General features: G+C 35.6%; 23 protein-coding genes, 3 pseudogenes and 1 riboswitch. Of the genes and pseudogenes, 24 read left to right on the top strand and 2 right to left on the bottom strand.

The features are described 5' to 3' along the window. Positions 1-198: 198 nt before the first annotated feature. Positions 199-372 (bottom strand): hypothetical protein, encoded by a 174-nt coding sequence (locus ACQV2G_RS02910; protein ID WP_428875033.1) that lies wholly within the window; start codon positions 370-372, stop codon positions 199-201. A gap of 71 nt (positions 373-443) precedes the next feature. After that, positions 444-542, bottom strand: a riboswitch (SAM riboswitch). 771 nt (positions 543-1,313) lie between these two features. Between ACQV2G_RS02910 and ACQV2G_RS02905 the strand changes: the two genes are divergently transcribed. The 18 genes and pseudogenes from ACQV2G_RS02905 (at position 1,314) to ACQV2G_RS02820 (ending at position 13,854) form a co-directional block, all read left to right on the top strand. Next, positions 1,314-1,712, top strand: coding sequence for a hypothetical protein (locus tag ACQV2G_RS02905; RefSeq protein WP_428876102.1), 399 nt, complete (start codon positions 1,314-1,316; stop codon positions 1,710-1,712). Between the two features lie 53 nt (positions 1,713-1,765). Continuing rightward, positions 1,766-2,083: pseudogene (locus ACQV2G_RS02900) on the top strand (23S rRNA (uracil(1939)-C(5))-methyltransferase RlmD); the annotation flags it as partial. A 515-nt stretch (positions 2,084-2,598) separates the two neighbouring features. Further along, the gene (locus tag ACQV2G_RS02895; protein ID WP_428876101.1) at positions 2,599-2,976 is read left to right on the top strand and encodes a hypothetical protein; all 378 of its coding nucleotides are present in this window, start codon (positions 2,599-2,601) and stop codon (positions 2,974-2,976) included. 16 nt (positions 2,977-2,992) lie between these two features. Continuing rightward, complete coding sequence (locus ACQV2G_RS02890; RefSeq protein ID WP_428875036.1) at positions 2,993-3,559, top strand: hypothetical protein; 567 nt, start codon at positions 2,993-2,995, stop codon at positions 3,557-3,559. 718 nt (positions 3,560-4,277) lie between these two features. Beyond that, positions 4,278-4,535: a hypothetical protein gene (locus ACQV2G_RS02885; protein WP_428873530.1), complete on the top strand. Its 258-nt coding sequence runs from the start codon at positions 4,278-4,280 to the stop codon at positions 4,533-4,535. Positions 4,536-4,705: 170 nt separating this feature from the next. Further along, on the top strand, positions 4,706-6,259 hold the full coding sequence (locus tag ACQV2G_RS02880; protein WP_428876099.1) for a DnaB-like helicase C-terminal domain-containing protein: 1,554 nt from the start codon (positions 4,706-4,708) through the stop codon (positions 6,257-6,259). A 1,067-nt stretch (positions 6,260-7,326) separates the two neighbouring features. Next, positions 7,327-7,506, top strand: a complete 180-nt coding sequence (locus tag ACQV2G_RS02875; RefSeq protein ID WP_428873532.1) for a hypothetical protein — start codon at positions 7,327-7,329, stop codon at positions 7,504-7,506. Positions 7,507-7,608: 102 nt separating this feature from the next. Further along, positions 7,609-7,884 carry a hypothetical protein gene (locus ACQV2G_RS02870; RefSeq protein ID WP_428876097.1) on the top strand — a complete coding sequence of 92 codons (276 nt, stop codon included), beginning with the start codon at positions 7,609-7,611 and terminating at the stop codon, positions 7,882-7,884. Positions 7,885-8,100: 216 nt separating this feature from the next. Further along, positions 8,101-8,379 carry a hypothetical protein gene (locus ACQV2G_RS02865; RefSeq protein ID WP_428875038.1) on the top strand — a complete coding sequence of 93 codons (279 nt, stop codon included), beginning with the start codon at positions 8,101-8,103 and terminating at the stop codon, positions 8,377-8,379. Positions 8,380-8,487: 108 nt separating this feature from the next. Further along, positions 8,488-8,724 (top strand): hypothetical protein, encoded by a 237-nt coding sequence (locus ACQV2G_RS02860; RefSeq protein WP_428875039.1) that lies wholly within the window; start codon positions 8,488-8,490, stop codon positions 8,722-8,724. A gap of 89 nt (positions 8,725-8,813) precedes the next feature. Continuing rightward, complete coding sequence (locus ACQV2G_RS02855) at positions 8,814-9,764, top strand: tyrosine-type recombinase/integrase (protein WP_428876095.1); 951 nt, start codon at positions 8,814-8,816, stop codon at positions 9,762-9,764. Between the two features lie 45 nt (positions 9,765-9,809). Further along, a complete protein-coding gene (locus ACQV2G_RS02850; RefSeq protein WP_428876094.1) occupies positions 9,810-10,565 on the top strand; it encodes a ParA family protein in 756 nt (251 codons plus the stop codon). A gap of 29 nt (positions 10,566-10,594) precedes the next feature. Then, positions 10,595-10,867, top strand: a complete 273-nt coding sequence (locus ACQV2G_RS02845) for a hypothetical protein (RefSeq protein ID WP_428873539.1) — start codon at positions 10,595-10,597, stop codon at positions 10,865-10,867. Between the two features lie 12 nt (positions 10,868-10,879). Next, positions 10,880-11,164 carry a hypothetical protein gene (locus ACQV2G_RS02840; RefSeq protein WP_428875044.1) on the top strand — a complete coding sequence of 95 codons (285 nt, stop codon included), beginning with the start codon at positions 10,880-10,882 and terminating at the stop codon, positions 11,162-11,164. A gap of 2 nt (positions 11,165-11,166) precedes the next feature. After that, positions 11,167-11,442: a hypothetical protein gene (locus tag ACQV2G_RS02835; protein ID WP_428873541.1), complete on the top strand. Its 276-nt coding sequence runs from the start codon at positions 11,167-11,169 to the stop codon at positions 11,440-11,442. Positions 11,443-11,518: 76 nt separating this feature from the next. Beyond that, positions 11,519-12,736, top strand: coding sequence for a hypothetical protein (locus ACQV2G_RS02830; RefSeq protein ID WP_428876093.1), 1,218 nt, complete (start codon positions 11,519-11,521; stop codon positions 12,734-12,736). Beyond that, positions 12,703-13,401: pseudogene (locus ACQV2G_RS02825) on the top strand (reverse transcriptase domain-containing protein); the annotation flags it as partial. The gene ACQV2G_RS02830 and the pseudogene ACQV2G_RS02825, both read left to right, overlap by 34 nt. A 69-nt stretch (positions 13,402-13,470) precedes the next feature. Continuing rightward, the gene (locus tag ACQV2G_RS02820) at positions 13,471-13,854 is read left to right on the top strand and encodes a group II intron maturase-specific domain-containing protein (RefSeq protein WP_428876120.1); all 384 of its coding nucleotides are present in this window, start codon (positions 13,471-13,473) and stop codon (positions 13,852-13,854) included. 62 nt (positions 13,855-13,916) lie between these two features. Here the strand turns inward: ACQV2G_RS02820 and ACQV2G_RS02815 are convergent. Beyond that, a pseudogene (locus ACQV2G_RS02815) lies at positions 13,917-14,128 on the bottom strand (transposase); the annotation flags it as partial. Positions 14,129-14,407: 279 nt separating this feature from the next. Between ACQV2G_RS02815 and ACQV2G_RS02810 the strand changes: the two are divergent. The 6 genes from ACQV2G_RS02810 (at position 14,408) to ACQV2G_RS02785 (ending at position 18,189) form a co-directional block, all read left to right on the top strand. Further along, complete coding sequence (locus tag ACQV2G_RS02810) at positions 14,408-15,025, top strand: plasmid pRiA4b ORF-3 family protein (protein WP_428873544.1); 618 nt, start codon at positions 14,408-14,410, stop codon at positions 15,023-15,025. A 191-nt stretch (positions 15,026-15,216) separates the two neighbouring features. Further along, a complete protein-coding gene (locus ACQV2G_RS02805) occupies positions 15,217-15,450 on the top strand; it encodes a hypothetical protein (RefSeq protein ID WP_428873545.1) in 234 nt (77 codons plus the stop codon). Between the two features lie 118 nt (positions 15,451-15,568). Further along, positions 15,569-15,775 carry a helical hairpin domain-containing protein gene (locus tag ACQV2G_RS02800; RefSeq protein WP_428876092.1) on the top strand — a complete coding sequence of 69 codons (207 nt, stop codon included), beginning with the start codon at positions 15,569-15,571 and terminating at the stop codon, positions 15,773-15,775. Between the two features lie 138 nt (positions 15,776-15,913). Next, positions 15,914-16,249: a hypothetical protein gene (locus tag ACQV2G_RS02795; protein WP_428876091.1), complete on the top strand. Its 336-nt coding sequence runs from the start codon at positions 15,914-15,916 to the stop codon at positions 16,247-16,249. A gap of 81 nt (positions 16,250-16,330) precedes the next feature. Continuing rightward, positions 16,331-16,681: an ATP-binding cassette domain-containing protein gene (locus ACQV2G_RS02790; protein WP_428876090.1), complete on the top strand. Its 351-nt coding sequence runs from the start codon at positions 16,331-16,333 to the stop codon at positions 16,679-16,681. Between the two features lie 146 nt (positions 16,682-16,827). After that, positions 16,828-18,189 (top strand): ABC transporter permease, encoded by a 1,362-nt coding sequence (locus ACQV2G_RS02785; RefSeq protein ID WP_428876089.1) that lies wholly within the window; start codon positions 16,828-16,830, stop codon positions 18,187-18,189. Positions 18,190-18,402: the final 213 nt, after the last annotated feature.

Here is an 18,402-nt window from a genome sequence, read left to right as displayed (position 1 = left end):
CAAGGTAATCCTCGCTCATGAGAAGTGTCGCAATAATTATTGCAATGTATCATATATAAAAGATTATTTTATTTGAATAACCTTATATTCAATGTCTGTAAAGGATAAATTGAACAGTAAATTTATTATATGATTGTAAGTTTCTTCATCATAGGCTTCGCAAAAATGACTGAAATCATTATTATCCGCATTACCCACTCAACAAGTGCAGCATCGTCCAATATGAGCCCCTCTATTTGGATTACGTGTAACCCAATCTTGCTCACTTATTTCCCCGCTCTGACTTCTTCTTAAACGAAAGTGAGGGATAATATTAAAAGATTTCAAGCCATACAAAAATTCTTTAAAGGTTAATTTTTCTACTTCAAACATTTCAACCACTCCTAGTTATTTATTCAATTAAAAAAGCGCAACGAGATTCGTCGTGCTAGATAACTAGATTAGACTCATCTTTCTCTTTCGAGTTGGATTTAGCACCTTGCCAAAAGGTAGGTTGCTGCAGCTTCATTGGGCCAATTCCCTCTGCTTGCTCTGGATAAGTTGTGGTTTTTAATTGTAGAGTGATAATAGCAATGAAAGTCTTAAAAAACAAATAACTATAAGGATAAAAGGGGTATTGTTTGGTACAATATTACTAATTAAAAATGTAAATTTGATAAGGCGAAGGAGATAAAGAATGTTATTAACTCAACCAAGTGTAGAAGAAGTTAATAAATAACTTTAATTAAACTAAACAAACTAAATAAAAAATATTTTTATCGTGATGGAAAATTAATGATAAAGTCGATAGATTGGAAGAAAGGAATTACGTTGAGAGAAATTGAAATAATTATCGAAAAGCACTTTTTTGATGTTTTCAGTAATTAGGAGGACGACATAATATTAGTTAGAAATACAAGAAATTCTGCTGCTCATAAAGGAGGGTGTAATATTGAAACTATGATTGAAGTAAGAAAAAGTCTATTTGATGAACAATTGTTAGAAATTATTAATTGTCAACTGAATTAATTTTTCTGAATTCTTTCAGTCATTGCCACCATACAGCTAATATCCAGCTAAAGATATTGAAGAAGTTCAATGAGTTTTTTACTAAATTAAATAAGACATAAGATCAAGATGCAAATTAACGTTTATTTTACTATCAAGGTTGAGTAGATTAATTGTGAGGTGTTAAAAATGGATAATATTTTAAATTATGTGGCTGCTTTTGTATCAGTAATCACATTATTAAGTACTATAATTTCTGGAGTTATGAATTATAAATTAACAAAAAAACGTCTGAAAAACAAATCGATTTGGATAAAGAGATTAGTTTGTTAGAACACTTTGAAAAAAAGAAGAATACTCTCTATAAAATAATCCTAGTTTATAGACAGGACCAAAGAAAACGAATTGATAATTATGGTAGTAATTATGTAGGTTATGAAAATAAACAAATTACAGGAGATGGTCTAGATAAAGAGGACGCTGATCAAATTGTTCTAATTATGAGTGATCAAAGTCTGATATTTGATTCTGAAATAATAGACCAGTTTGATAAGACATATTCGGAATATATCGAAAAAGTTTCGAAAAGATATTATCAGGAGGAAAGTGATTTGGAATTAGCTCAAGAAAATGAACTATTCTATTTCCACAAGTTTGATGAGAGTAAAGATTTTTATAAACTTGTTATAGAAAAAGATGAATTTTATTCAGGAAAGCTTAGCTAATTTTACAAACAACGTTTGCAATCGACATTATAAATTACATACATAGCTTACTCACGACACATGTGGAGACGGTAGCGTTATTGTCCAAACTAGATGTCGACCAATGTATTAAGGTGAAATTAGATATGGACGAGTTAGATGTAACAGCATCTGAAAGTAAGGCTACTTATGAAGAAATTAAAGAATATGTTATGAAAAAACACGGCATGAAAGTATCTAATCGTTATATATCGTAAGTAAAGAAGAAATATGGACTTGAAGTTGGTAAAAATTATAATGTTTCAAAGAAGGAAAATCCTATAGCACCTAATTGTCCACCTGAAAAAGAAGAGGCAATTAAGGAGGCTTTAAAACATTTTAAGATGATTTAAATTGGAGTATCTCGTAAAGCCCCATTGAGCTAGCAGTCAAGGGGGCTTTTTCTTGTGTGCCCAGCATGGGCACAATCTAATGGGTGAAAGTCCCTAGTCTGCCCTAGTAGTGGGAAAGACATAGCCGAACACCAAGGGTGTCCATCGTGAGGTGGAATCTGAAGGAAGGTGTAGGCAAAACTCCGGTCTGACGAACAGAAATCACATCAGGCTGTACTTATGGATAAGTCTGCTAGACAAGTTAAAGTCCAATAACTACTCGGGAATAAATACAGTAAATGTGGCAGATATATGGAGTGAAAGAGTGTGCTCTTACCTGGGGAGGTCTTACAGGTAGGTGGAAACAGAGTAAGAAATCTATAGTAACAACGAACTGTAAGAAGTCAGCAGAAGTCATAGTAGCCGACGGCTTAAGCCGAATGGGGAAGGAGTGAACTTTAGGAGATATGAAGAAAATGAATGTAACTAATGATAGATACAAGAATAGAAAACCTTAGAAAGAAACAGAGGGCTACTTGGGGAGGGGATCTGCGGAACAGAAAGAGGAGCTAAGAGCATTCGCCTATCAGAGGATTACTGAAACAAAACATATCGACACAAACTTTAGTGATGCTGGGCTACTTGAGAAGATACTGGATAGACAAAATCTGAATAAAGCCTATCAGCGAGTAGTATCCAATAAGGGAGCTAGCGGAATCGATGAGATGAGTGTATATGAACTTATGCCGTATCTCAAAGATAACAAAGACAGCCTGCTCGAGAAGTTAAGAACGGGCAAATACAAGCCACGACCCGTATTAAGGGTAGAAATTCCCAAAGAAACAAAAGGGGAATACCGAAAGTTAGGAATACCGACGGTAATAGATAGACTGATACAACAAGGGATCCCCTAAGTATTAAGCCCAATCTATGAAAAACAATTTTCCGAAAATAGTTATAGACGCAACAGCGGAATGGGCAGGAATATTCAAACGGCCTATACCTCGCGATTTACAAAGTTTTATTATTGATGAAAATTTGATCGTTTTAAAGCGGGTATACGCTAGATTTAACGGCGGTAAAGCAACAGATACCTATCAAATACAAAGCGAGCCCCCTCTATTAATGTATGCTAGACATTTAAACCCTAATAACGGCTTAATCAGTCTTATACCTAGCGAGTTATTAGAGAATGGCAAAGGCTTTGATGATGCTTTACTAAGGAACGCCTTAGCTACCCGCATATTAGCTATGCGCAACAACCGCAACAAAGTTAAAGGCAATAAGATAAAACTAGATACACTTTGCAAAGAAGTTGGCAAAACAAACCCTACCTATAACCAAAGACGGACTCTTAAAGATAATGCCGAAAACATATTGACCGAATGGAAAAAAATGAAATTTATTAAAGGCTACGATATTTACAAATTAGACGGTAGCAGAGCCATTGAAGGGTTTATAATTCAATATACACCTTTTAACAAAGCCTTAAATTAGCCCGCTTGATTTTAGCGGGCTAATTTTTGGCCTGTTTATTATACATACAGTAATTTAGTGGTTTTGTATACATTGTAATAAAATAAGCGTATGCAATTTAACACCCCCGTCATTTAGCACAAGTACCTACGGCATTTAGCACAAGTTAAACGAGTTAAAAAACACGCCTTATCCTTAGAGCACCAACGATTTACAGTGTTTAAAAAAACCGACCATAAGTATACGTAAGTACATGTAAGTATACTTAGACGGCCTAGCCCGCCCTTGCTAGGGCAGGCGAGCAGGCCTTAATATAAAGGCAAGAAAAAAAGCCCCAGCGACAGCGGGGGCAAAAAGGTAGGCGCATCAATTAATCTAGATAACCTATACACCGCCCCAGCGTTCACGAATTAAAAATAAGTGTAGCAAATTGATGCGAAAACAAAGGTAATCTAAAGGCGCAAGAGTAAAGAGTGTAAACAAAGTGTAAAAGGGGAGATATGAAAAGGTAAGTATAAAACCAGTGCCAGCGCAAAAGGAGTGATAGCTAACACACATAAACAAAAATGAAGAATTGGAGTCCCTAAAAAGGGAAAAGACCACAAAACGCACACCCTAAAAAGATAAAATAGGCAGAAATGGCACCCCTAAAAAATGGATAGTGACAAAAATGACCTACAAAAAAGTACCCAGAGTAAACAGAGGTATTAAAAAAACTATTTACAAAAGAGGCAAAACAATGCAAATTAAAATAGCAACAACCCCAAGCGTAAGAATAGCTAATAGTTATGAAAATAAATTAGTCGATTGGAACGACTTTATAAAAGATTTTAAAGATAAATATGCTACCACAGACACCGTAGAAAGCTATCACGCGAAATATGACAAAAATAGCAAAAAATACGCAGAGCAAAGAGAATACAAACTAAGTCATAAGAATAAAAGAGGCGCTTTTGTAGGGGGTGGCTATCAGTCAATGAACCAAGAGCAGGGTTAAACAGAGATAATAAAAATATACTACTAAGAACGTTATTAGCCTTTGACTTTGACAACGGAACACCAGAACATTTTAACGATATAACAGACCGTTTAAATGCTTCTGATTATGCTTTTATTTTATATACTACTCACTCGCATTTAGCAGACACCCCAGCATTTAGACTATTAATGCCTTTAGACAAAGAGGTAAGCCCTAAAGAATATGAGGCGATAGCAAGATATATAGCAGGTATTAACCCGCAGGATATGGAAGCCTTAGACAGTTCAACGTTTGAGACAGCCAGAGCCATGTTTTACCCTACAACCCCTAAAAATGGCGAGTATATATGCGAATGGGCAGACGGTAAGCCAATAGATACACAAGCAGTATTAAGCCAATACTCTACTACCGATTATGCGCAGGAATGGAACCTACACCCTAAAGAACAAGCAAAGGTAGACGTAACAGGAACTAGACCCAGTGGAGATATAACCGACCCTCACAAGAAATACGGCTATATTGGCGCATTTAACCGCACCTATAATATCCATGATGCTATAAGCAAGTTTATACCCGAAGCATATACTTACAACACAAGGACAGAGCGCTATTCGTGGACGGGCGGAAGCAGTACAGACGGCGCAAGAGTATATCATGATTTTGGCGAAGCTAGTTATTTATACTCTGAACATGACACAGACCCCGCACATGGAAATAATAACGCCTTTGATTTAGTAAGGATACATAAGTTTGGAGAGTTAGATGCAGGCATAACAGATACAGCTATCAAAGATTTACCAAGTCAAAAAGCTATGATAGAACTTTGCAGGAATGATGCGAAAGTACAGGCAGAGTATAAAAAACATAACAATGATAAGGGGCAACTTGATTTTATGGATAGAACATCACCAGCCCAACAAGCGCCACGAAACCAGAACGAGGCCATTATAAAGGCGATCGATGCAGGCGAAATAGACCTTGAAAAGTACGATATTAACAATGTACCTACAAAAATATTAGATGCACTAACAGAGGCGGATAGAGACTTACAAATAACCGAGTTATACGCCAGAACGTCACCAGCGCATCATTTACCTAGTTTTATTGATGGAATTATCAAGGATAACAAGAAAGGCATATCAACAGGCTTTAAACACTTAGACAAATATTTAGATGGTGGCTTTTATGAGGGGCTTTATGTTATCGGTGCTATCAGTTCGTTAGGAAAAACTATCCTATCTTTACAGATTGCAGATGCAGTAGCTAAACAAGGCAAAGACGTACTTATTTTTAGTTTAGAGATGAGCAGGCACGAAATCATGGCCAAGACAATATCACGCTTAACTTATGAGCAAGTGATAGCTAAAGGCGCATCAATTAAAAATGCTAAGAGCGTTAGGGGTATAACGGTAGGTAGATTTTGGAAGAACTACACAAGCGAAGAAAAGGAAATCATTGCAGAGGGTATTAAAGAATACGAGAACTTTGCTAAGCATATCTTTATACACGAGAGGCAAGGGGATATAGGAGCAAAACAAATAAGGCAAGCAGTAGCACAGCATATTAAGTGGGAAAAAGAACCGCCATTAGTGATTATTGACTTCTTACAGATATTAGCGCCTTATGACGAACGAGCAACAGATAAAATAAACACTGATAAAACAGTGTTCAGACTGAAGACAACCCCTTTATTTGAGATTAACTCACAAAGGGTTTGTCTTCAGTCTGAAGCCCTATTTTAGGGCTTTTTATTATGCCCTAGTGTTTTAATATAACCAAGCAATTAAAACGGCTATAAAGCGAGATATAGGACTAATAAATAACAAGCGAGGCATGAGGGTAGATTGACTCAAAGTAAAGGCAATAATATTTATAGATAATAGTAAGTACCTTGATGCACTCGTGCGGTTAAATAATTAACGTTACAGAAGCTTTAACTAAGAACATGTAAAAACTCTCTATACATAAAATATTAAAACGTCACAGAACGCAAATATAAGCCAATAAATGATGTCCATATATTTTTAAAAAACCGACGTCGCACATTTTAGTTATAAAACGATAATGATTAATTAATGATGCGGTACTACCCAAGCTAATAAAGTGGACAATACCCCCCATGAAATCAAATGCCCCTACCACGGGGAACCAGACAACGGGGAGGGGGGAAGACTCCGAAAAAATATACGCGCGCGCGTGAGAGGGGGGCAAATATTTAAAACCTGATAACTCCATAAAAACAAAGGCGCATCACAGGGCAGGCGGGCAGAGTATAAGCGCATCTTTTAAAAGTTCGAAACGTTGCGAAATTTAGTGTTTTGTTCGACATATTCCAACAATAAGAGTTTCAACATATCTCAACAAGCATAGGAGATGCGATCGATAAAAGAGCCGCCATCGAGGTACGGTTATATAAAAGACGGGGCATACCTCACCCTCCCGTCTGTCGGCCGAACTTCACGCCGTACTGTACATATTTTCTCACACCAAACTATCGTTGATATAAAGCCGTTTAAAAATTTTAAGCATAAAAAAATAAAGCCTTAAACATAGGGGTATGCAAATATACATTCCAAGATTTTACAAAGGTTACGAAACATTATTAAAGCGTAATTAGCACCCGTACCCTACATATATACCAGCGTTAGGTAATTATAAGGCTGTTAACATGCAACATTTTACTATACACATAATAATTAGATAAAACTCGCCTATTTATATAGATTTAAATAAGCATCAGTGTTATTATTATACACATAGTAATTGAATAATAACTTGTGTACTAAACTTACAAAGAAAGGAGCAACTTATGGATAAAGCCAATAAAACGATTAGGAAAAAGATAAAAGACGCTGGCTTAAAGCATTGGCAGGTAGCACAGCAAATTGGGATAACAGCAGGTACGCTTGTTTTGTGGCTAAGAACACCATTAAAACCAGAACGCAAAGCAAGGGTATTAGAAGCAATCGAAGCGCTAAAAGCGCAATAAAAAAGCCCGCAAGTAGAGGCACTACTCACAGGTTAAGGGGTACGTTAAATACCACTATTTAGATACCCCAATTATAACACATATAAGGGGAGAAACAAACCAATGGAAAAAGAACAAAAACTAACACACGAACAAGCTTCGCAATGGGCACAAAACGTATGCGACCATATGAGAGTTATCGAACTATATCAACAGCAAATAGATGCTTTATCAATGATTAAAGAGAAGGACTACCAGTATGTAGTATACATTATGAAAAGATTTCAAGATACGCAGTTTCACCACAACCAGCGCATCTTAAAAGACTTAGACGAGGTGGCGTGTATTTTGTTTGATTTATCAGACCAGATAAAAGAAGAACAACCAGAATTATCTTAATGCTTTAAAAAAGGACAGACACAGAGTGACACAGATATAAATAAAGAAAAACCACTAAGCGAATAGCCCAGAGATTAAATGACTGTTTGATAAATATTATTAAAGATGACCTAACCTTGAGATACTAGAAAGTTTTAAAGAACCATACAGCAGTATAACTAATTATAAGGTAAAAGTATATTACTCAAAACGGATAGATAAAAAGGAGAATTAAAAATGAAATTTGAAATGTTTAAATTAATTAAAAATAATAAAGGGACTTTTTTAGAAAGAGTAAACAAATATCGAAGCCGACGAATAAAGCAGTTAAAAGAAAAAAACTACTCAATCGAAGAGCTGCACTTTTTAATAGCCTGTTATGAAGCTGAACAAATTATATTAATGGAAGAAGCTCAAAACGCTAAAGACTTAGACGATTTTAGAGATTATTTCATGGCTGCTTATGATATACACGCAGATACCGAAGAAATAAGAAAACAGCTTAAATTATATTAGAGGGCATAAAATGACAGATAAAATTGATTATGACAAGCTAATAAAATTTGGGGGGATACCACACCAGCCCCTCCAGACCCTTTCGAGAGCCTTTTGAAAGAGCCTAAAATGACAACAGACGCCAAGAAGCAGGCGCTATTTATAAGGGAAGCATACAAACGCCAGTTAAAGAGGTATAACCGCAGTAATTTGCTAACCTCTAAACTTATAAAGAGCATTAACAAAGATAAACCAATAGAACAGGCTTTAGTTGATGCGATTGACCTTATAGGTGTTATTTTAAACGATACAGCCACGCATCAAACGTTAAAAAATAAAATAAAAGAAGCATATAACATTGATTAGGCGGGGTATTATGCCCCGTTTTTATAAAAAAATAAAAAAGTTATCGGAAGTTAGAGCAAATTAAGCTATACTAAACAGGGGGTAATAATATGCATGATATACAAACTATACACACAAACAACAACCCTATCACAACGGCAAATAATGTCGATTTTGGCGAGTTTTACAATATGTTTATTAATTATATAGACGCATCAGAAAACACCATCAAAACGTACACACGAGCAATCAAGCAATTCATTAAATTTATGTATGATAACGGCGTAACACAGCCGAAACGAGAAGATATTTTAAGGTATAGGCAAACCTTGCTAGAAGACGGCAAAAAGGCATCAACCATACAAAACTACATCATAGCCATACGCCAACTTTTTAATTTTACCGAAGCAAAAGGCTTATACCCTAACATAGCTAAAGGTGTTAAAGGGGCTAAAATATCTAAGAGCCACAAAAAGGACTATCTAACCAGCAAGCAAGTAGGGAGCGTATTAAGTCGCATCAATACAGACGATTTAAAAGGACTTAGAGATTATGCTATCGTAGCTTTAATGCTAACAGGCGGACTAAGAACAATAGAGGTTAGCAGGGCTAATATTGAAGATATGCGCGCGGTGGGAGATAGTACCGCCTTATATATACAAGCTAAAGGCAAGGACGATAGAACAGAGTATATAAAGGTTATTCCAGAGGTAGAGGAAGCTATACGGGCTTATTTAAGCGCCAGAGGGCAAGCAGACGCTAAAGCGCCCTTGTTCGCATCAACCAGCAACAACAACGCAGGCAAACGCATGACAACTCGAAGCATAAGCGGAATAGTAAAAACGGCCTTAGTTGACGCAGGCTTTAATAGCGATAGATTGACAGCACACAGCCTAAGACACACCGCTGGTACGTTAAACTTACTAAACGGGGGTACATTGGAAGAAACACAGCAATTATTAAGGCATCAAAACATAGGGATAACAATGATATACCTACACCATTTAGAGCGAGAAAAGAATAACAGCGAGGCGAGAATTGGTAAAGCAATCTTTAAATAACTAGAAAATACGAGAAATAACACTATTTAGATAAAGGGGTATTTTATGGCAGAGATATATGCAGTAATCAATCAAAAAGGCGGAGTGGCTAAAAGCACCACAGCCCAGATATTAGGGAACGCAATTAGACATAAAGGGCACAGTGTTTTATTTATTGATTTAGACCCACAAGGCAATCTAACCTATGGCGTAGGTATTGATGCGCCAGATGCAGGCATATATGAGGTGTTAACCAAGCGAAAACGAGCGCTTGATGCAGTCACAACCGCAAAACAAGGGGATATTTTAGCGTCAACGCCTAACCTTACTTTGATAGAACATGAGCTACAAAATGAATTAGGCAAAGAGTACCGACTAAAAGAAGCATTAGACACATTAAGCGCAAGGTATGACTATATTATTATAGATACACCCCCTAGCCTATCCACACTATCAATAAACGCATTAACGAGCGCAAACAAGGTTATCATACCGACACAAGCAGATATTTACAGCATACAGGGCTTAGCCCAGCTTAGTCAGACGATCGAAACGGTACGCAAATACACCAATGATGCGCTAGAAGTAACAGGCATTTTGATAACTAGATACGATAAGCGCACCATATTAACCCAGCAATTAACAGAGATGCTAGAAAATACTGCAAGTATGATTAATTCAAAAGTCTTTGATGCGAGAATACGGGAAGCAATAGCCGTTAAAGAAGCGCAGGCAATGAGAGATGACTTATTAACCTATGCACCAAAAGCAAATGTTACAGCGGACTATTTAGCCTTTATTGACGAATTAGGCATAAAATAGGCACACCAATAAAAAGGGGTCTTATATATATGCAAATGACACCAACAAGCGAGCTATACAGTATTTTTAACACGAAAGAACTTAACAGCACACAAAAGCTAGTTATGCTATATATCAAAATAAAGGCAGAGGGCAACGAAAAGGTAAGAATCACTAACAATGAGTTTATAAAAGCCTTTAATTTTGATTATAGTACCCTCAACCGAGCACTAAACGCCTTAGAGGCTAACGGCTTTATAAAAAGAGAAATAAGTGAGAATGAGAACGGGCAGACAACTAGAGAAATCGAAATATTTATATAAGGAGCGGATAGAATGAAAGATTTTACAGCAAACAACCCAGCAGAGGCACTTATAAGAGGCAATCGGAACAAGCAAGCCCCAGCAAGCAAGATAGGTAGGCCTAAGAGCACCGAAGAAACAAAAAGCAAGCGCACTAACTTATTGCTTTACCCATCTATCTTTGAGGACTTACGCAAGATAGCCTATATTCAACAAACGAGCATAAACGATATTATGAACGATTTAGGCAGAGAATTTACGCTGAAACACCAAGAGGACATTATAAAATATGACAAATTTTTTAAGAAAGGAACATAAAAATGGAAAAAGATACCTTTATAAAAGGCTTTAGAGATACTCTAAAATCTATGCAAATTAATCAACACTCTATTTCTTTTGAAGAAAGAAATGACATTAAAATGATAACGATTAAAGATAATTTTAATATATTATCATTAATGTTATTAAATATGTTTGGAAAATATGGGACAAAATTTAAAATGCTGTATTGCAGTTCCTCAAATGAAAATATAGACGAAATAATTTTTTATATAGATATTATAGAATATAAAAAATTAAAAGAATTCTATTTATAAAAAGTAACTTCTGAAAATTAGTATTAGCGGAAGTTGAGAAACAACCTATACCACCATTTAGAAATGAGGCTAACCTATGATAACTGAAGATGATATTATAAAATTTAAGGAAGTAGGAGAAATAGCTTTTGATGCAGATATACCCGCAGATACTAGAGTAAATACTTTAATCACTATCTCTAAGCAACACATGATAGAAAGTTCTTTAGTAAGAGAAGCAGAACAGCTAGTTTATCCTTATTTTTCCTTTATTGATATTTTAAAATTTATAGAAAAAATTAGATTATACAATACTTTGCTAATATTTAAAGACGAGTTAACAGGCTTAGACATAGATGAGATAGAAAAGTGTTTAACAACGGTAAATTATACACCTAGCATTTTTTTAGAACATAAAAACACATATGAAATTTTAATGAATGCATATAGCGAGGTGTTGCACAAAGACTATGAAATTATACGTCAGACTTCAAAACACGCAGGGAGCCTAGATAATTTGCAAGACTCTATAAAACTATTAAGGGAAAACTTAGACGCTAATTCATGGCGTATGGCTTATAATTTCGTCAATATCCTATTAAACGAAGAACGGCAAAAAGCAAGTGAAAAACCGTTTGACGATTTTTATTTATTAAAAAATACAGGGCAAGAAGATTTAGAAGCAATCGGTCAATCTTATGAGTTTATTATAAAGTCGCTAGTTACTTTGTGTGCATGGCAAGACTTACTAGAGATGATAGGTAAGGCCATAGATAGCAAAGCTATACTCAACAAATCCAAAGAAACACCTTTAGACAGCAGACCTTACACTTACTTAGCTATGCAGTCAGAGGTTTTAGCTAGATATATAACAACGAGGAACCCTAAAAAAGATTGGAGCGAAGCGAAAGAAAACGAAAAAGAAATATATATCGCTATCTCTAAATTTACTAACCTAGATAAAATTAAACGCACAGACCGAAAGAAATTTAACAGCATCTATCGAACAAGTAAAAAGAAATTACTAGACATAGACAACTTAGAGGGCTTTAATCAAACCTTTGATAAGATAAAAGAAAGCATTAAAGATAACTTTAATAAACAGACGCAAGACATGACGATTGAGGACTACCAAGAGGCAAAAAAAAGCCCTAGCAATAAAAGGAGGGCTTTAAAAATGACAAATAATAAGCACACTAACCCTTATGCTATCTCTAGCACAGGACAACTAGAGCATAACAATTCGTTTGAGCAATTAGAATTAGAGCTAGATTTATACTTATGCCGTATCTCAAAGATAACAAAGACAGCCTGATCGAGAAGTTAAGAACGGGCAAATACAAGCCACGACCCGTATTAAGGGTAGAAATTCCCAAAGAAACAAAAGGGGAATACCGAAAGTTTGGAATACCGACGGTAATAGATAGACTGATACAACAAGGGATCCCCCAAGTATTAAGCCCAATCTATGAAAAACAATTTTTCGAAAATAGTTATGGTTTTCGACCAAGAAGGAGTACCCACGACGCCCTGAAAGCATGCAAGAAGAATGTAGATGAAGGCTATAAGTAGGTGGTATATATGGACTTGGAAAAGTTCTTTGATACGGTGTGCCAAAGCAAGCTAATAGAAATACTATCAAGAACTATAAAAGATGGTAGAGTAATAGCGCTAATCCATAAATGCTTGAACGCAGGCGTAATAAACGAGGGAAAATATGAAGAAACGAAGGTAGGAATGCCACAAGGTGGAAATCTAAGTCCACTACTAAGTAATAGCATGCTTAATGAACTGGACAAGGAACTGGAACACAGAGGACATAGATTTGTAAGATACGCAGAGGATTGGATGATATTTTGCAAGAGTAAACGAAGTGCAGAAAGAACCTTAAGAAATATCTTGTCATTTATAGAGGGAAAGCTGAAGGTAAAAGCGAATCGAAATAAAAGCAAGGTAGCACATATAACGAAAGTTAAGTATCTAGGCTATAACTCCTATATTACAAAAGGGAAATATAGGGTTAGAGTTCATCAGAAGTCAATAAATAAGATGAAAAGTGAACTGAAAAGGCTAACATCTAGAAGTAATGGAGGGTCAAATGCAGTAAGGAAATCCAAACTGAACAAGTTTATCGCAGGATGGATAAATTATTTCTCAATGGCGGATATGAAATCCATGCTGGAACGTATGGATGAATGGCTTAGGAGAAGAGTAAGGCAAATATACTGGAAACAGTGGAAGAAAGTCAGAACAAGATACAAGAGGATAAAGAAATTTGGGATACCGCTTTGGAAAGTGCATGAAATGGCGAATTGCAGAAAAGCCACGTGGCGAGCTGCACTAATGCTAAACTCAGTGCTAACCAAAGAAGAAATAGCCAAGCCAGGCTACCTGTCAATGCTCGGCTATTATACTAAAGAGTGTGTAAACTAGGGAACCGCCGTATACGGAACCGTAGGTACGGGGGTGTGAGAGGTTGGCTAGTCAACTAATGGCTAGCCTCCTACTCGATTTCTTCCTGACACATATAATCTTGATATTAAAAGAATTCTATTTTTGAAATGGGAGTCGTTTTTATAGCCAAAGGCATTTCGCTTAATATCTTTGATGAGTTTGTTAGTTGCTTCCAGTTTGGCGTTGGAGTAAGGTAGTTCAATAGCATTAGCGACATAGTTTTATAGCGGATAAAGGTGTTTAAAGCCGTTTTAATAGGTCGAGCATATTCAAAGGACTGAATTTGTAGTATAATTGGTTTGAAAGCAGATTAAACATCTGGATTATAAGAACCGCTTTGTTACATCCATAAAAATGAGTCTTTCTTTTTAAATTTGTGTCGATACTTCATAGATTAGCAGACTCACTAGAACGTTTTCTTTAGTAAAGGTAGTTAATCTTATAATAATGCACTATGAAATAAGTAACTATGTAATTGCAGGATTTTAACTACAGTTTAAAAAGACTTAGTAAAAGAAAGGGAGAGATGATGATGATTCAGTTAAAAGTACAGTTGGTAGGGATTAAGAATCCTGCTATTTGGAGAAATATGATTGTGCCAGATAGGACGACCTTTTTTGAGTTACATTGCTTTATTCAATGTGCTTTTGGTTTAGAAGATAGACATTTATTTAGTTTCCAAAAATATGGTACTCAATTAGAGATTGATTTAGAGATTAGCCGTGATTATGATTTTAGTGATGCAATAGCTAACCTTATAAAAAAAGACGCTGAAAAAACACTTGTTCTCCCATATTTATACGAATATAGTTCAATCAATTATACCTATGATTTTGGAGATAATTGGGAATTTAAGATTACTTTGATGAAAGAAGATGTAGCTAATGGGGGCATTTTTCCTCAGGTGGTTGCTTCTAAAGGTGAGAATATTCCCGAAGATTGTGGTGGTGTTGGAGGACTAGAGAATCTTCGTGAGTTATCAAAAACACCCGATAGCAAAGAATTTAAAAGGTTATGCGAATGGAATCCAAGTATTGGACAAGACTTTAACAAAGAGAATGTAAATCAAGAATTGCAAGATCTATATAATAAAAGAGAGGGTGCAATCTTATTGCCAGATCATGTCTATGATTTTTTAGACTTAGTTTAGTAAGTTATAGATAAAGTTTTATGATGTGAACTATCGCTTTCTTTTCGATAAAATTGAAGAAATATGTAGTTACCCTTTTTGAAATCGTTATGAGTGAATGTAATGACTATGAAAAACTTAATAACAAAAACATTAGAAAGGAAAACAGCCTAACTATTATTTAGAGAGTGTTTTAATGGGAAACTAAAGACATGATTAGTGGTATTGACGGGATCATGAACTTAGCTACTGCATCTGGCGAAGATTTAGCACTGACTTCAGATATTGTAACTGATACCATAGATGATACGGCTTTGGCGATTGGCTTGATGGCTAATGCGGGTATTAAATCCTCTCAAGCTGGTACCGCTCTAAGAAGAATAATGGTGGAATTACAAGGAGATTTAACTTTAACCAGTCTTATCAGGAAGTTAAAGACGAGTTAATCAAGGGTATCGCTCAACTAGATTTGATCATCATGGATTTGCAGGATAAGGTCGCTCATCTCAGCAAGGTTACTGAGTCCTATTCAATCTCAATAACTCATACCCTGAGAGCAGACGATTGGCAAGATATGATTATGCGAAGATGAATTTGATAGCAAGTGTTAAGCTGAAGCAGGTGCAGAAAAATATTGAAGTTACTCAGAAACGATTAAATAAATTTATTAATGAGTATGAGTACCAAGTACGAGATTTAGAGAATCTTACTAGATTAATAAATTCCCCAGACTATAATGTCCAAAAAAACAAAGAAAATTCATTGAATTGATAATAAATTTTGTAATTTGGTTTTGTTCGGCGATAGTTTAAAAAATGTAAACGCTTGACTGAGGGAAAATACTACGATATAGATGAGGACGGACTAAGTTTTCTTAACTATCTCATCATTTTTTAGGAGAAAATGATTATGAAGAAAAGAATTATAACTGCCCTTATGAGTGTCGCTGTTTTTTCTTGCATTATTGGAACAGCAGTTCCAGTACTTGCAGCCTCTGGTCATTGGAAATCGGTTATTCAGTGGGATGCAAATGGTGTTTCCGAAACAGGTTCTGTAAACCGTTCAAGTGTAACGACCTTTACTCTAAGAGTAATGGGGGCAAATGGTGATATTATTGGTACCAAGACGGTTCGCATAGGAAAAAATAAGAGTGATGTTCACGTATGTTGGGGACAACCAGCATTGGATAGATATGGAGAAGTTATCAATTCTAGTCCAGTCCATGACCCTTGGTTTAATAGCTAAAACATTAATATGATTTATTAGCTTGTCTAAATAGAAAACTTAGTCTGTTTTATAGTTATAGTGGTCTTTAAGGGGGATGCTATGATAAAACTTAGTAATATCAATAAAAAGTATGGTAAGAGAGAAATTTTTCATCAATTAGACTTTACCATAGAACAATCTGGATTGATTTATACGGTCATTGGTGCGAGTGGTTCAGGCAAGACAACGCTTTTAAATATTATTTTTGGCTTAGATTTTGATTATGAGGGCGACTATTATTTATTTGAACGAAATGTCCGAGAATTAAAGCAAAAAGACTGGCAAACCATAAGAAATAGGGATTTACAGCTGGTTTTTCAAGATTATAAACTCACGGAGGGTTCGAGCGTTCTTGATAATTTAAAAAATGCAGGCGATTTTGATGATGCAGCTATAAAAGATGTGTCGTGAGGTGGGAAAACTGAGACGGAAATGACCCTTTTCCGCCAGCCTACTGAGATAAAAAAGAAAAAGTTGGGGCGTTATATTTTATCATCCATGCGAGCTAATAAGTTTGAATTGTTATTGCTTGCTGTTCCGATAATGCTTATTTTTCTTTGTTTATTTTAGGTTTTTCTTTTTATTACAGTATAGTAGTTGGCACTTATAATCGCATGTTTTCAGGTGTCTCTGATACGCTCATCATGATTGATACGCAAGAACTAAAAAATGATGTAACGGTCAAAAATCGTGAGAAAAATATTTCTTCGAGTTTAGATGGTCAGCGGATATATTTTTCGCAGGCAGATTATGAACATGTGCGCCAAATTAAAGGTGTTGAAGCTGTCGCTTTAACCTTAGGTCGTCAAATGGCACTGTCGGATAAAGACGGCTATGAAATTGATTTGACTTATGAAGTGGAAGAGTTACCAGACATTTTAAAAAAGGATATTGGCTTTTTAAGTCAAGATACTAAGCTAACCTTTAAATTTTTAGGTTTGAGTAGTCCGAAAGCTTTTGCCAAAGATTACAATACCCAAAATATTACTTTACTTACAGGAGAATTTCCTCAAGATCAAAGCTTAGAAGTCATTTTACCTGATATTTTTGCGCAGATTTACTTTGGAAGTGAGGATTTTGACCAATTTATAGGGCGTTCGGTCAATTTATCTACATTTAAATATGGAGAAGCTACGAATTTAGTTGAAAGAAGTTACCAAGTGTCGGGTATTTATCGGAGTAACTATCAAGATACGCTTCAACCATCTTACGCTATTTATTTGGGCTGGGATGGCCAGGGTATTTTGGATGAAGAGACAGATTTTGCGCAAATGTATGAAGAGGATAAAAGCGCCTATATTGGTTCATCAAATGAAAATGAAGTCTATCTCTCAAATATATTTGAAACGCTTGATAGCTATAAAACAGCTGTTGGGTTGGGCTACACGACCCTGCTTGTTAAAGCGCAATCGCCAAAAGATGTTGAGACGATTTCTCAAAATTTAGAACAACTCTTTCCGAAATATCGACTGACCAGTCAGTTAAGTTGGAAAACAGGTGAGTATGCTAAGATTTATCAGTATGAGAGTAGAAAAATGCTGAGCATTGCATGTATTATCTCACTCACTTTAGGCTTGGTAATAACTTTTTTGAACAAAGGTTATTTTAGAAAAAGAAATCGAGAACTTGCTGTTTTGTATAGCCTAGGGTATAGCAGAGGTCAACTTGCTTGGCTGATTTTATGTGAAAATCTTATCGTCTTTCTTACCTGTCTAGGGTTAGCTTACGGTTTAGATAGACTCATTTATAATTTTTATCTGCGGCGAATACCCTATTTTTCAGGTTTGAGTGTGATGTTTACACCTCAAGTGATACGACTTATCACTTTACTTATCCTACTGATCACTTTAATTTCAGTCATTTGGAATATGCGGGGTGTGAAATTAGGCAATCTAAAAAAATCTTTGAATAGCGTTTGATTGTAACTGGTTCTTTGTCAGTTGTATTGGGTTGACTTATAATTAAGCACGAGAGGAGACAAGTCGTCTTCTCTTTTGTGCTATTTAGGTTCTATAATAAATAGGATTGAAGGAAGAGTTTTTCTTCCATCAACCCTATTTGACAAAGAGCCAAAAGAATTCTATTTTTGAAATGGGAGTCGTTTTTATAGCCATAAGCATGGCGTTTAAGCA

The sequence above is a fragment of the Facklamia sp. P12955 genome (assembly GCF_050409565.1).
In the GTDB taxonomy this organism is placed as follows: Bacteria; Bacillota; Bacilli; order Lactobacillales; family Aerococcaceae; genus Facklamia.
This window is presented reverse-complemented; position numbering and strand designations above follow the sequence as displayed.

Excerpts from the sequence above, each read along its gene's own strand:
- ACQV2G_RS02795 (WP_428876091.1), top strand. The coding sequence starts at position 15,914 with ATGAAGAAAAGAATTATAACTGCCCTTATGAGTGTCGCTGTTTTTTCT.
- ACQV2G_RS02835 (WP_428873541.1), top strand. The coding sequence starts at position 11,167 with ATGGAAAAAGATACCTTTATAAAAGGCTTTAGAGATACTCTAAAATCT.
- ACQV2G_RS02870 (WP_428876097.1), top strand. The coding sequence starts at position 7,609 with ATGGAAAAAGAACAAAAACTAACACACGAACAAGCTTCGCAATGGGCA.
- ACQV2G_RS02810 (WP_428873544.1), top strand. The coding sequence starts at position 14,408 with ATGATTCAGTTAAAAGTACAGTTGGTAGGGATTAAGAATCCTGCTATT.
- ACQV2G_RS02820 (WP_428876120.1), top strand. The coding sequence starts at position 13,471 with ATGAAAAGTGAACTGAAAAGGCTAACATCTAGAAGTAATGGAGGGTCA.
- ACQV2G_RS02845 (WP_428873539.1), top strand. The coding sequence starts at position 10,595 with ATGCAAATGACACCAACAAGCGAGCTATACAGTATTTTTAACACGAAA.
- ACQV2G_RS02840 (WP_428875044.1), top strand. The coding sequence starts at position 10,880 with ATGAAAGATTTTACAGCAAACAACCCAGCAGAGGCACTTATAAGAGGC.
- ACQV2G_RS02805 (WP_428873545.1), top strand. The coding sequence starts at position 15,217 with ATGATTAGTGGTATTGACGGGATCATGAACTTAGCTACTGCATCTGGC.
- ACQV2G_RS02855 (WP_428876095.1), top strand. The coding sequence starts at position 8,814 with ATGCATGATATACAAACTATACACACAAACAACAACCCTATCACAACG.
- ACQV2G_RS02850 (WP_428876094.1), top strand. The coding sequence starts at position 9,810 with ATGGCAGAGATATATGCAGTAATCAATCAAAAAGGCGGAGTGGCTAAA.
- ACQV2G_RS02880 (WP_428876099.1), top strand. The coding sequence starts at position 4,706 with ATGCCTTTAGACAAAGAGGTAAGCCCTAAAGAATATGAGGCGATAGCA.
- ACQV2G_RS02885 (WP_428873530.1), top strand. The coding sequence starts at position 4,278 with ATGCAAATTAAAATAGCAACAACCCCAAGCGTAAGAATAGCTAATAGT.
- ACQV2G_RS02790 (WP_428876090.1), top strand. The coding sequence starts at position 16,331 with ATGATAAAACTTAGTAATATCAATAAAAAGTATGGTAAGAGAGAAATT.
- ACQV2G_RS02875 (WP_428873532.1), top strand. The coding sequence starts at position 7,327 with ATGGATAAAGCCAATAAAACGATTAGGAAAAAGATAAAAGACGCTGGC.
- ACQV2G_RS02830 (WP_428876093.1), top strand. The coding sequence starts at position 11,519 with ATGATAACTGAAGATGATATTATAAAATTTAAGGAAGTAGGAGAAATA.
- ACQV2G_RS02865 (WP_428875038.1), top strand. The coding sequence starts at position 8,101 with ATGAAATTTGAAATGTTTAAATTAATTAAAAATAATAAAGGGACTTTT.
- ACQV2G_RS02910 (WP_428875033.1), bottom strand. The coding sequence starts at position 372 with ATGTTTGAAGTAGAAAAATTAACCTTTAAAGAATTTTTGTATGGCTTG.
- ACQV2G_RS02860 (WP_428875039.1), top strand. The coding sequence starts at position 8,488 with ATGACAACAGACGCCAAGAAGCAGGCGCTATTTATAAGGGAAGCATAC.
- ACQV2G_RS02890 (WP_428875036.1), top strand. The coding sequence starts at position 2,993 with ATGAAAAACAATTTTCCGAAAATAGTTATAGACGCAACAGCGGAATGG.